Source organism: Citrobacter sp. MGH100 (assembly GCF_001034465.1).
Classification (GTDB): domain Bacteria; phylum Pseudomonadota; class Gammaproteobacteria; order Enterobacterales; family Enterobacteriaceae; genus Citrobacter; species Citrobacter youngae.
In genome coordinates this window covers 585,375-599,643 of record NZ_KQ089800.1, presented here as the reverse complement: position 1 = coordinate 599,643, position 14,269 = coordinate 585,375, and the positions used below count along the sequence as shown (strand labels likewise).

The following is a 14,269-nucleotide window of genomic DNA, read 5'->3' as shown; positions in this document are numbered from 1 at the left end:
AACGCATCCTGAAACAGGATATCATTGCTTTATATCAAGTAAATAAAAATGTATACAGTTAACGGTACCCTTTATCGAATCTATCTTAGCTCCACTCCTGCTCATAACGGATTGACCTGCTCCCTGTTGATTCACACAGAATGCTGTTAGCAACTTCCGTTCCTCGCTCTTAAGGGACAACCATACTCAAATCTCCCATATTGCAGGAGATTTGAGTATGAAAACGTCACCGTGGAACAAAGACTGTATCATCGGTCAAAAAAAGCCGCTTCAGATATCTCATATCTGGGGGATCCGGATTCGACTTGAGCTGGAAGGTAAAACACGCGATCTTGCACTGTTCAACATGGCCTTGGACAGTAAGCTACGAGGCTGTGACCTGGTCAAACTCAAAGTATCAGATGTTGCATATGGCAGTTCTGTTTCAAGCAGAGCAACGGTGTTGCAACAAAAAACCGGTAGTCCTGTCCAATTTGAGATAACCAAAGGAACAAGAGAAGCTGTTGCTGCATTGATAAAGCTTGGCAATTTGCATAGTAAAGACTTCTTGTTCCGGTCTCGGGTTGGTACTTGCCAACACATAACAACCCGGCAATACAACCGAATTTTTCATGGTTGGATAGCAAAGCTTGGTCTCGAAAATTCACTTTACAGCACGCATTCTATGCGAAGAACAAAACCTTACCTGATCTACAAAAAAACTAAGAATCTCAGAGTGGTCCAACTCCTTCTGGGCCACAAGAAACTGGAAAGTACAGTTCGATACTTGGGCATTGAAGTCGATGATGCGCTGGAGATATCTGAATCGATCGAAGTCTAAGGTTGTCAGGGCTGCGACAGCGGCCCTGTGCCAGAAGCGGAAGTAGCTAACAACAGTTTGTATGGAGCAACTGGGAGCAGGTCAGAGGGGATTGCTGCTGCGCGTGCGGCCGGTCGAACCGTGGGGCGAGGGAACAGTGCCTGGATAGACCGAGACGGGATCATTGCGGCCCGCGCCACCGGGCAAAGCCTGCGAACCGTGGCTAAAGAGTTAGGGGTGTCGTTGTCGACCGTGCAGCGGGTGCTGAAAGAGGCTGCGCAATAGTCTGATTCTCTTCAAAGGGCAATAAACCACATTAAGAACCACTGTGAGCGAAAAGTGGAAAATCAACATATAGTAAAGCTTGAAAAATCAATTCAACTATTATTATAGTACTTTCGATGTTGTTAAATGCGATCTGAAATCACTAAGAAAATTCGCTATAACGGCGTGCAAAGATTACTTAACTGAAATATTGAGCTGTATATTTAAACGGAGTTAGTATGTCAGACACACAGAAAAACATTGATTTAATGAAAGATATTAATGAAATAGCCGAGAAAGGCATACAGGCTTTTGAATTATCATATAGTGAATCTGGGCACCCAAATCTTCACGATCCACTATTGAGATGGTGCGATTTTATTTTACGATATATAGCCCCAGTGAAACGTGATGTTTTTAAATCGGATCGATTCACTGCAAATATTCCAGATGATGCAAAAGCGGGATTGCAGAGAATAGAGGAGTTATTTACTTCAGGTGGCGATGTCAATCCTTACCAGAGTAAAACATTGACATTATTTAATGACACAAGCGGTAAAAAAGCCGCGCAAAGAACGGATAACCTTTGGGCTGATTGGGGCATTCACCATCTTCACCTGTCATTAAACCCGGTGGGTTCAGGTGAAAAATACTCAGACCGCTCAGAATGGGTGTTATTCCTGAAGGTGTATGCTAATGCTGTTTTATTTATTGATATAAAAAGCCATGATAAAGACATCGAGCCCGACCTTTTTTCTCAAAGAGACTTGATTGAAACATTTATACGCAACTGGCCAGATGAGGCAGGAATGTATGAGATGAAAGGTGTTTCAAAGCTGGCAATTAACCAACCAATTCCCGATGCTGACATCGCAAAATTGAGAAAGAATGGAATAAATCTCCCCTTTGAGGCAAACGGAAAGGTTTATGCACCATTAGGAATGGGGATGACGACCGCTGTAACCTCTACGAGAGTTTCAATTTATCGAAATAAAATATGTACTTGGGTTAAACAAATAGAAGGAATATTCATGGATGAAGATGGCATATTCCTGAAGGAAGTGAAATCTCAAAATGTACAAAACCCTAAATTCGAATTGTATATGTATGATGGTGATGTGTTCGGCATTACTGAGAAAAATATTGATAAAGGATGGATATTCACTAGAGGAAAATCCGACAACGTTTTCAGCTGTTTATTTGACTCATTGATGCCTGTGTGGGCCAGTCCTGTTGTATTGCAGTACTGGAAACAGAACCCATAACAAAACGGTTTGACGAACCGAGACCCTCATGCCGCCATACGTTCATATAAACATACAAGCATCAGTACAAACATGCAGGCATACCGGTGCTTATATGATTAGACACATGATGGGTTGACCTGCTCCCTGTTAATTCTCACAGAACGCTTTTAGCAATGTCAGCTCCTCGCTCATTGCCGACTGTCATTTAACAAAGAACACTACCAGATCAAGTCTGCGGCAATATATCTAAAGAGCTGAGCGGGCTCTTTGCCGCCCGCCCTGCAGCCTAGGAATTTTCCTAGCACCAAGTGCCAGGAAAATTCGTAGGGGGAGGTATAACCCCCTGAAACTAGCGTTACTCTGCCCACTCCTCTATAAGGTTAAAGCCACATTCCTTTGTGGCTTCTTCACTCTGTCCTCAAGCTTTATCCATCAAATAACGATGCGCTTTCGATGCCGCGCTGGCGGCTTTGAAAATATAGCGCTTGTCGTTTTTCAACACTTTCAGCCAGGAAGCAATCAGGAAGCAATATAGCTTTCGTGCTGGACCTCTCCGACAATTCCCAGATCCGCCATCAGGAACGCGCTTCCCAGTTCGGCGATCAACTCCTCAAAAGCATAATCCTCACTGCCAAATTTTCCTTTCATCTCGCGGTTAAGCCGTTTTTTACCACCGCTCCAGTGAACCAGCTCATGCAGGCCAGTAGCATAGAAATTAGCTGCATCTGAAAACAGATGGCGCTCCGGTAGCCAGACTTCATCGGTCGAGGGTCTGAAAAAGGCGTTTTGCCCTTTCTCAATGATGTTTGCGCCGCTCTTCTGGAACAGATTTTCAGCCTCCGGCAATGGGTCAAAGGTTGCTTCTGGGCTAACTGTTTCAGTTGTCAGCGGAAGGCCATCAATTTGTTCAAGATTGAACACATTGAAGGTTTTCAGCATCGGGATCTGGTCGATTTCGCCGTCTTCGTTTTCCTTCTCTAAGGTTGTATAGAAAATGGCTGTCGTGCCGTGCTCGCCTTTGCGAACCTGCACACCTACTGCCTGCGCCTGTTTGTAGGTCATCCAACGTGAATCACCGAAGCCCTGTTCTGACGCACTGCACCACAACAACATGATATTCATTCCGCTATACGAGATACCGGTTGCGAAGTTGGAAGGCAACCCAGACATGCCCGGTACTCGTTGCCACGGGCAGGACCACGGTTTTACACCGGCTTCAAGCGCTGCAATGATGTTGTCGGTGACGGTCTGATAAATATCTGTTCTGGTTTGAGAAAATTTCGTTTTTGAGGAGCCTGACTGCTCCAGCGGGGATACGCTGGTCGCCGCTGCGGTGTTAGGGGCGCTAGTCTGGGTATGCAGGGAAATCGTCATGGTTTTTTCTCCGCCAGTGGTGTGATTTTCGTCTTCGTATCGCCTGACGGTTCGCTTTCCCGGCATCGCTCCGGCACGCAAGGGCGCAGCATGCGTGCCATTTACCCTTGCGGGACGGGTTGTGTTGGGAAACGATTAGCCGGAAGCTGATACGGGAACGGAAATCACTGGGGAGAAAAAACTGCCCCTGCATAGGCGGGCGTAGCGCCCCTTGGTTTGCAGTGGTGAAATGGTGTTGGGATCAGCAAAATTATGATTTCATATCTATTAACCGATGGGAGCTAATCATCGGGGTGGGTTCAGTCCAAGTGCTATTTCCGAATCAGAGTAGAATTTTGGGTCGAGGTCAAGAGAACTAAAGTAGAGAAGATTCGTATAAATTTATAAACAAAGCCTATATGACTTGAAAAACCAACACCTTAATGTAAATTAAATTTAGCGAAGTATATAAATAGGATCTCATAATGGTTGCAATAACCGATATCCAGGGATGGGTTAGCTCATTCAAGTCATCTCGAGGTATACCGGCTAGTAATCCCTTGTGGGCTTATAAGGTCACTGATGAGGAGCTTGCAGACTTGCAGTCACTACTCCTCAAGTTTGCTGACCAACTAGGTATTCGAAAGATCCTCAGGCTATATGAATCCCAGTATGCCGGGGCTTTTGTTTTATTTGCCGCAACCTGGCTTCAACGCAATAATACTGGTCGTTCAAAATGGGAACCTGTTCTTGAAGCAATTCATGCAAAAGGTATTGAGCACTCCGAGAAGACAAGTTTGGTTGAAGCTGGTCTTAGATCTTGGGGGTTAGAAGTATTCGCAACAGAGTTAAGTCATCGATATATAGATACATTGGCCTGTCAAGGGGGACTGCCTCGTTCGGACATGCTGCGAGAGTCACACTCCCAAATCATGGGTTATTTCGAGTCGGTATTGGCCTATTACGAGCGCTATCAGCAGTCAATCTCGCTTTATGATCTTGCGCTAGAAGAACTCAAACACCTTCCCTTGACTCTTCAGCAAGATGCCTTCGCTGAGCTGGTAAGTCGCCTGATTGAACGGCTGCTCGACTGGAAGACGACCTATGATCTGGTTGATGTTAAAGACGCCGTTGGTGTTTTGGATTATCAGCATCCTCGCTGGCGCGAAGAGCTGCCATTCCTTGTTCTCGATGAAGAGGCTCAAACACTTATTGATACACTGCTTAAACGAGCATCATGCATCAAACGACGCGAACTTCATCCAGTTCGAGTTAAGCGTACCCTCTACATTACAGAGCACGGATATCGATTCAATAGTGAGATATACATAGCACAACAGATCGATAGTGAGGATCTCAATCGTCAGTTTGGCGTAACAGCTATGCCGAGTTGTTTTGAACTCTCAACAATAATTCCAGACAATCAACGTTTCAGAACAGCGGTATTTACACACCGACAAGGTGCACATTCAGGTTGGCTGGTTTCGAGCTACATCACTGACCTGAAAAATGCCCTTGCTACTGGTGAAGTAGGCTATGAACTACTAAGTGAAGGGCGCCAACTCGCTGAAGGTGTTTATTACCGTGGCGATGCCATGAGTGACGCAGCTCCTTGGGTTTTTAATCTCAGTGGCATGGAGATCAACTTCATTGGACAAGGAAGCATTAAGTCCAGTAAAGGCAAGCTAATCGTTGTCACCAAAACAACACCACGCAAAGGTAATCAACTCTCCTCCGTCAGATTATGTGGAGACGTCATCGGTATCGATCGCCAAGTGTACGAGGTAACAGGCGAAGCATTGATTTCAGGTATTGCGGGTGACTATCGGATACTCTGCAGTGCGGATACCAATGAGGAGGTATCAGTTATTGTTACAGGAAGAGAACTTGATACCGCAAGAGCCAACCTTCCGGTCTATTTGGGCATCCCAGCGATTCACTTTTCGATGCAGGATAACAAAGGCAAGATCGATCCCAGTGACCTGTTTTGGTTTACTAGCAAAAATGAGCCTCTCATTTCCCTACAAGACCCTCTCGCAATAGGCAAGGGCGTCATCGTTTGGCGGTCCGATAACAATGTAGTATGGGAGCATGCTTGCGTCCTGCTACCCGCAGGGTTTGCTCTCAAAATTACCAACAATGCTGAGGGTTTGTATTTGCTCAGCATCAGCGATGCTGGCAATCCACAGATTGGTATGCAAGTGGGATTCGAGTCGTGGATGACTTCTGCATCCTACGTCGTAGATGGCACAACAAAATGTAGTCTCTCACCAACAGATTCAATTAGAGATCATGTCGGAATAGTACTGCGTTGGAATAATCTGGATTATTCTGAAGTTAATCTCGATATTTCAATTAGCTTTAATTCGATCTCTCTAACCGATCGCAAGGGCAAACTCTACAGAGAAACTGAACATGGTTGCTTGTCGCTCCAAGATTTGCCACGTATGCGTACGGTCATCAGAACAGCAACTGAAGTTAGCCAGATCAACTCAGTAGTGAGCCTAGCTCACGTTAATAAGCACACAGGGCATGAGCAGGTAATCGTTGCCAAAAAACGCACTTTCGATGTCGTTAGAGAAAACGGCATATATGTGATAGAGGGCTCTGAGCTCGCTGAGTTGGCTCGCTTTGTATATAGCCAGGCTGACGATCAAGAACAGTATGTGAAGATGGATTTCTTCGTCCATCAAGGACTATTCAGCGAGACACTGCAATCCTTTCTACCAGTCATTCACAGATACAAGCATGACCCCCGCTTCATTAAAGCTAAACGAGCGTTTGAACTCCCTGTTACTCCTTTACTAAAAAGGTTGGACAGCCCCGCACTTTACCTCTCCCCTATCTGGGATTTGGGAGCTGACCCGCTGATATTGATGCCTGATGATACAAAGGCATCGGTATGGCGTTACTCCATGCCTGAGGTTGGTGAAATCGAATATGGTGCATGGCTAGTTTGGGGTGAGCCTGAGATGAGCATTCGCCCCCGTATCAGTATTTATCCAACGCCTCCAAAAGCGAAAAAACGAGAAGAAGTCAGTGCTATCGGCCAACAACTTTTGAGCATTCTGAATATGACCGTAGAAAACGATATGCCTGTCTACGAAGAGACCTTAGCATGGGACACACTAGCGTATGCCGTTAAGTATCTTGATCCTAGTGAGGAAAGAAGCGTCCGTAGGTTGAAATCGATTGTGAGAGCGATGGGATACGATTTGAACCATGAAGGATGGAACTATATTGAGGGTGTACTTAAGCGGATCGAGAGTATTGAACCGCTAGCCGTTTACACAATGACCGCCGTCATGCGTAACCACTTTACGCTGGTTGCTCTGTTGTTCAGGAACCCGGCTTATTTCCATGCTGTCTGGGGACTGTCTGACAAAATGGGGTTTGAGTGGGCTTCGATTCGTCCATACAATTGGATAACCTCCATACGCAATGCCTACGAGTGGCATAAAGAGAACTTTAAAACGCTAAAATCTATCGATAAAGAGTATTATGAGAAAGCGATTAACGCACCATTTGAAAATCTGCGCGAGAAAGGCCCTTTTTTCGCATATCTAGCTGACGTTGCCACTGATACACCGGCTTTTGAACCGGTTGAGATTTGGGCTGATGACGAAATTAGAGCTCAAGGGCTTGAAAGTCAAACACTCGCACATCATTTTTTCCTTAAACGTGGAGAATTACTTGCTCGACATGCGGGAAGGCTGCTCAACGAAATAGGCACTTTACGCAACACTAAACAGCTCTTAGAGATAATGGACGAGAAATGGCCCTTTGCTGAGCTTCCTCGCCCCCTTAAGGGATTATTGGGAACGATCAAAGTTAACAATGACCCCTATGGTAAGAAGATGACTGCTCACCAACTTACCATAGGGTTACCACTTCGCTGGGCATTTTTCAGTGGCGGATTTTATGAATCTCAGCTTCCAGGTTGGGCACAGGTAAAAATTCGTTACGCCATCGCCCTTCTCGACGAATTTGACCGTGAATGGCTGCAGTCAGTACTGCTAATCGGCCACTTGGCTTGCGAAATTGCATTATTGGAATATGCTGCGCCCGGACTGAAACATAAAGAGGATGTTACGCCATGAAGAGCATCTCACTCCACAAGTTATACGACTCTATCAATTCTGTATCAGCTGAAGCCGTTTTAAACCAATTACAGATTATCAACCCCTCGCTTCGCCAATACCTCACTCAACAATTCAAAAGTAAGTTTGGCAGTGGTGGTTCATTTTTGTCTGCCCCACTAATTGAGTCAACTTTTGGTTGGAAGTCGGCATCGACGCTAGAATGCAGAAATACTATGACTGATCTGGCCGAAAAGGGTGTTCTTACCGAGCGGCTGGTTCAGGTAATGGATCAAGCGCCAGCCCACCCATCGCTCAAACGAGAAGATTTGGAAAATGGTATTACGCGTTTGGAGTATGACGACGACTTCCCAGAGAAAGATGATCCGCGCTGGCCTGCTTCTCGCGCCCCCTATGCTCATCAGTTAGAGGCATGGGGGATTCTCGGACAAGAGAAACCGACTTCAACTGTTGTTACTGCAGGTACCGGTTCTGGTAAGTCTGAATGTTTCATAGTTCCACTTTTAAATGATATGTCCAAGCTCTCCGAGGATATAGAAGGTCCACTAGTCGGCGTTCAGGCCATCATGCTCTATCCGCTCAATGCCCTGATTAACTCTCAGAGAGATCGATTGAGCGCATGGACCCGGGGATTCAAGGGTGATGTTCGATATGCGCTGTACAACGGAGATACACCGCACGAACCAGAGGCACTTTCGACTACTCAAGAGGCCGTGCTTAAAAAGACCAAGCCCGAGGAAGTTACTAACCGAAAAGATATCCGAGAGACACCACCGCCGATCTTGGTGACTAACGCTACAATGCTTGAGTACATGCTGGTTCGTCCGCAAGATCGCCCCATTATTCAAAAGAGCCAGGGCAAACTGCGCTGGATTGTGCTCGATGAAGCGCACACCTTGATCGGCTCAGCGGCGGCAGAAACTTCACTTCTGTTAAGACGCACGATGCATGCTTTTGGCGTCAAACCTGAAGATGTGCGTTTCGTAGCTACGTCGGCAACTATCGGTGACATGAACCAGTGGGAAGAGACAGAAAAACTCCTCAAAACCTTCTTAGGTGAATTGGCAGGTGTGGCTCCATCCAAAATTGCTATAGTAAGAGGTCATCGTAACGTACCAGAACTTCCTGAATACACAGGGGAAGTTCCTACACTATCGGTATCAGAGCTGGAATCGCTGGATAGTGGCACAGCCTATGATACGCTGTCTCAGATGGCATTGATACGCTCTCTTCGTAAACGATTGATTGATGAAGGGCCTAAGACCCTGCAAGAAATCGCGGCTCATCTGAATCCTAATGTCGATGAGTCTCAAATCGACGGCCATATGCTGAATTCAGCGCTGAGAATCATTGATGTGGCAACTGATGCTCACCCAAACGGAGATGATAAAGCGGAGGCACTGCTTCCGATCAGAGCACATCTATTCCATCGCGCGCAACGTGGCATTTGGGCCTGTATTAATCCTGAGTGTTCAGGGAAACATGGTACTTATCTGGAAGAAGATTGGGCGTTTGGTCGTGTTTATCTAGATGAGCGCCAAAGCTGTTCGTACTGTGATCATCCGGTCTTTGAACTGTCCCACTGCTCGAGCTGCAACGAACCTACGCTCAATGCCGTAAGATATCTTGGCGAAGGTCAAGTATTCTTCCGTCCCCGTAAGCTGGATACGCTTGATGACTATGCGGAAGATGCGTTCGAATACACAGGCGCATCAGAAGGGACCGAGGAAGCCAGCGTAGAGCGCGATGAGAATGTTCAACTCTACACCTCTTTAAGCCCGATTGATGACCGACGACAGAATGCTGGCGGTTCTACACGAGGCTACCTACACCCTGTCACAGGGCTGGTTTCCCACGACAAGGTCGAGGGAGTTGAGATCCGCTATACCGTTGCGTCCGACAATTCCGGACTGCGTTGTGGTTGCTGTAATCAGATTGAGCTTCATGAGGGTATGACCTTCAAACGTGCTGTACTAGGTGCCCCCTTCTTGATGGGAAATATCGTGCCAGAGATGCTGAAGCATGTACCCACAAAATCAGACACCAACCTCAGAGGGCGACGACTGATTACATTTACCGACAGTCGGCAAGGAACTGCGCGGTTCTCTGCAAAACTTCAGTTGGACTCAGAGCGTCGATGGACGCGATCTGTGGTCTATAACTACCTGATCGACAAAGTCCCGGAAACCTCCGGTACCGCTGCTGATGAGGTTGCAAAGATTGAAGGTATTATCAAAACACTAATAGCCTCTGGCAATACCGAAGCAATTAAATTTATGCAGGATCAGCGAGAAGTTAAGAAAGCGGCTGCAAGTACATCGACCGGTTTTTCCGTTACTTGGGACGAGATGATCGATCACTTATCCAAACAGCCAGAGATTAGATTGCTGGCCGGTGTAGAGGGTACGGAGGATGCTTTACCGGGTGAGTATGCTGCACGCGCTGAAGAACTGAGCAGTACCCGCAATCTCGCCAGATTATTCCTTCTGCGTGAATTCGCTCGCCGCCCAAAATACTCGAACAACCTCGAAAGCCTTGGGTTGGTGAAGCTCACCTATCCTTCGTTAGATAGAATTACGGAGAGCGAGGCAAGAGATGCTTGCCGTATATGGTTCGAGTTCGGTTTCACGCTGAGTCAGTGGAAAGACTACCTCAAGCTGATCGTTGATTACTACGCCCGTGAGAACACCTTAGTTGATATTTCTCCGAGCGAGAAAAGCTGGATGGGCGCAGAAGTTCCTGTTCGGTTGTGTCAACCCCCCACGTTTAAGTACTCAACGGAGACTTCGAAGAAGGACGATAAGATTCTGATCAAGGATCTTCAGCGTCTAGCCTTTCGCGTATTCCCCTCCGGCCGAATTCGCAACCGCCCGGTGCGCTTGATTGAGTTGGTAAGCGGTCGAACAATCGAGCGTGACAGCGGTGGATTTGAACGGATCATGTTGGCTGTATGGGATACGCTTAGGAAAAAGGAATTGATGGAGTTTGTGGACGCTCAGCCTGACGAACATGGGTTTGTCCGATCCGGTTACCGTTTCCGATATGAGCGTGCTGCTTTATCGCTGATCGATAAAGCTTATCTGTGCCCAATTACAGGACGTTGGTTGGATACAGTTATGAAAGGGCCTAGCGCAGATGCTCTGAATGGGATTACCCCTTTTGTAACTGGTACCATGCTGCTGGAGGATGTGAAGGTAGAAGACAAACCTATCGATGTGCCTCGTCCTGAACGTAAGCTGCTCAAAGGGGATAATACCACCTTACTGAAAGCTTGGTTGGAAGAGAACCCTGTTATCACTGAACTGAGAAACAGAGGTCAGTGGCGTGACCTTAACGATTCTGCTGTCTCCTACCCAACGTTACTTCGTTCTAGGGAGCACTCAGCACAGCAGGAATCTGAAAAGCTCAAAGATTTCGAGAGAGCGTTTAAGAACGATCATCTCAATGTATTGAACTGTTCGACCACTATGGAGATGGGTGTCGATATCGGATCGCTCTCGATGGTCGCGATGAATAACGCCCCACCAGCTACCTCAAACTACCTACAGCGTGCAGGTCGTGCGGGTCGTCGCGGTCAATCAACCTCTGTTGTACTAACATTTTGTAAGGCTAGCCCGCATGATGAGCGCATCTTTTCTGATCCTAAATGGGCGTTCTCTACCACACCTGTCCCGCGTGTGGCGCTTGAGAGTGCAGTTATCGTTAGCCGTCATGTTAATGCACTACTTCTTGCAACCTTCCTGCTGAAGGCGTATCAGGATGAAAACCTTCTAGTCACCAAGGTTGGTCAATTCTTTGTCTCCGACCTAGAGTTCACCAAGTGTCAGGCATTTCTTGCATGGTGTGATAACGATGCCATTCAAGACGCTAATCTAATTGAGGGTTTAGAATCACTTAGAAATGGTACTGCCCTTGAAGGGATGTCACTACCCAATCTGATACACAAGGTTGCAACTGCGATGCGCGAGGTTGAGGAGCATTGGTTAGCTCGACACTCTGCTTTGGTAGATGAATTAGGCAAGACTAACGCCAAAATGATTCTTGATAGTGGAAAAGTTGTTGAGGACTTTGCCTATAAACGAATGAAGCGCCAGCTTGAAAGCATGGAGAAGAATCATCTGCTGGGGATTCTCACAAACCGCGGATTCCTTCCCGGATATGGATTCCCTACGAATGTTGTCGAACTAATTACCAACAACATGATTGAAAGTCGACAGAAAAACAAGAAGGACAAATCCTTTGGTTATCCCTCCCGCTCGTTAGATGTTGCGATTCGTGAATATGAACCTGGTAAGGATATGGTTCTGAACGGTGCTGTCTATCGTTCGGCAGGCCTGCAGTTGTCTTGGAAGATTCCGAATTCTGAGAAGGAGGTTCAAGAACTCCAACAGATGAGATATGTCGCAAAATGCCGTTGTGGTTATCATAGCGCAGACCATACGATTTGGAACAATTTACCAGAGATCTGCCCAGAATGTAGTTCATTCCTGAGCCGAATGGAATACATCGTACCGACCGGCTTCCAAGTAGATTTCCGTAAACCTCTGCACAACAACTATACTCGCCCTGAGTACTCCCCTTATGTGGCACCCCTCCTTCAGATAGATCAAGAGGAATGGCAAGCTATAGGCCGAGCAGAGCTTGGTAAGTTCCGTGCAACTCAAAACGGTAATATGTTCTTCTACAACCACGGTAAGGGTGCTGGATTTGCTATGTGCTGGCAATGCGGCCGCACACATGCTATCGAAGCGTCTTATAACACCGATACCGGTAATTTCTACGTTAACGAGTCTGAGATCGGAAAGGTCTGGAAGAAGCATAAGCGTATTCAGGGGACTACGCAGAAAGGTTGCTCAGAGTGCTCAAGTGATAAATGGGCGTTAAAGGTCGGCACGTATAATGCCGAAACGATGGAAATTCAGGTTCCGTTCGTTCTCGGATACTCCGCTCAGACAACGATGCTCGAGATTCAACTAAGAAACCCAGAAACAAACTCATGGGTTCGAAGCACAGAGCTAGCATATAGTTTAGGTATTGCGATGCGTGAGGTGTTCTGTCGGGAAAATGGTATTTCTGACATTGAGCTAGGTGTTGCCGTTCAACAACGCTTTGCCCAGATTGGGGGAACTCGCACGAGTATCTTTATTTTCGATAAAGCCTCTCAAGGGGCTGGCTATGCGACTCAGATGGCTGAGAACTTGCCACACGTCCTTGTTAAGGCTTACGAATTCGCAAAAACCTGCCCGCATGCCTGTGACCGCGCTTGCCATGCCTGTCTACTTGATTTCGATACGCAACATCAGCTTGAAGAACTAAACCGACACGCCATTATTCAATACTTTAACGAGACGCGCCTTATTGAGCGATTAGAGCTACCTGAGGAGCGTAAATTCTTTGGTCCTAACTCTCAGCCCGAACTGCTTAACGCCATCTCGTTACTGTCACTTAAGGGGGGACGAAGCAAAGAGATCGATATATTTATCTCTGGCGAGAACTGGGATCTTTCCAATGCGGCAGTACTCAGGCGCGTCAAGTACATGACCATGCAACCTGTCAGAGTACTTTTCCATAAATCGTTAGAGGACAAAATCGATTCAGATTTGGCGTGGCAGCTCCGCCGCGTTATTGACTCAGACATTGATGTGTGCCTGTATTCCACTCCGTCAATTTTGGAAGGAAAAGCACTGCCAATAATGCGAATGAAGTTTCAGGATTATGATTACTGGTATGCCACAGAGGAAACAGACCTAATATCTCTGAATTGTGACTGGGGTAATACCCACAACTTGTGTTTAGTAGCTAGCAAAAATAAATCATACGATTTCGAAGCGAACCTGTTTGATCTCGAATCCAAAGCAGCTCAAGCCAATATATCCAGTAATATGGGAGTTTTGAACAACTTTGATTTGTTGACAGGAATCCACATATCTCGCTTTGGTAATCATTTACTGGATGCACTAATAAAAACGGCGCCAGCTTTAGAGGCTTACCTGAATAGTGGTATTAGCAAAATTGAATATTCCGATCGATATCTACTGTCCCCCATCGGGATCATGCTGATTGGTGACATATTTAAAGGTTTCAACGATCGATTTGGATCGTTTTCTGCAGAGCTGACGATTAGCTATCCGCCAACCAATACACGCAGGCCTTGCTGTGTTGCCGACAATTTTGAAAATTCTGATCAGTTGCTTGACTGCGTTTCAGGTGTTAGCGACTCTATCGGTCTCACCATCACCTCGAAGCTTCGTGAGAAATATGATATGGATCATGGACGCAAGCTTAACATTGAGCTGGGCAATGGCACCATCATCCAGATTCTCTTTGATCAGGGAATGGGTTATTGGGCCAATCGAAAACCATATAGCCGCAATCGTTTCGATTTCGAAAACAGCTTTGACGAAGGTGCAGACTACCAGCGTAAAGAAATTGTGGTTCGCATCGGCAGCGGTGATAGTTATATCGTTGTCTATGAACGTGACTGACTATCTCATTATTTGCAAAAA

Annotated in this window: 5 protein-coding genes and 1 pseudogene; 5 read left to right on the top strand and 1 reads right to left on the bottom strand. The window is 46.5% G+C overall.

What is annotated here, in order from left to right; all coding sequences use genetic code 11:
* Positions 1–217 precede the first annotated feature (217 nt).
* The 3 genes from SK32_RS02740 (at position 218) to SK32_RS02735 (ending at position 2,328) form a co-directional block, all read left to right on the top strand.
* Entirely contained in the window at positions 218–820 is a 603-nt protein-coding gene (locus SK32_RS02740) for a site-specific integrase (RefSeq protein ID WP_048211252.1), read from the top strand.
* Between the two features lie 120 nt (positions 821–940).
* Positions 941–1,084 carry a helix-turn-helix domain-containing protein gene (locus tag SK32_RS26355; RefSeq protein ID WP_231591558.1) on the top strand — a complete coding sequence of 48 codons (144 nt, stop codon included), beginning with the start codon at positions 941–943 and terminating at the stop codon, positions 1,082–1,084.
* Between the two features lie 218 nt (positions 1,085–1,302).
* On the top strand, positions 1,303–2,328 hold the full coding sequence (locus SK32_RS02735) for a hypothetical protein (protein WP_048211251.1): 1,026 nt from the start codon (positions 1,303–1,305) through the stop codon (positions 2,326–2,328).
* 400 nt (positions 2,329–2,728) lie between these two features.
* On the opposite strand, the pseudogene SK32_RS02730 reads toward SK32_RS02735, so the two are convergent.
* Positions 2,729–3,684 (bottom strand): annotated as a pseudogene (locus tag SK32_RS02730) (ArdC family protein).
* Between the two features lie 464 nt (positions 3,685–4,148).
* Between SK32_RS02730 and SK32_RS02725 the strand changes: the two are divergent.
* Together SK32_RS02725 and SK32_RS02720 are read left to right on the top strand one after the other, a co-directional pair.
* Complete coding sequence (locus SK32_RS02725) at positions 4,149–7,763, top strand: STY4851/ECs_5259 family protein (protein WP_048211250.1); 3,615 nt, start codon at positions 4,149–4,151, stop codon at positions 7,761–7,763.
* Positions 7,760–14,248 carry a DEAD/DEAH box helicase gene (locus tag SK32_RS02720; protein WP_053065214.1) on the top strand — a complete coding sequence of 2,163 codons (6,489 nt, stop codon included), beginning with the start codon at positions 7,760–7,762 and terminating at the stop codon, positions 14,246–14,248. Before SK32_RS02725 ends, SK32_RS02720 begins: the two co-directional genes overlap by 4 nt.
* Positions 14,249–14,269: the final 21 nt, after the last annotated feature.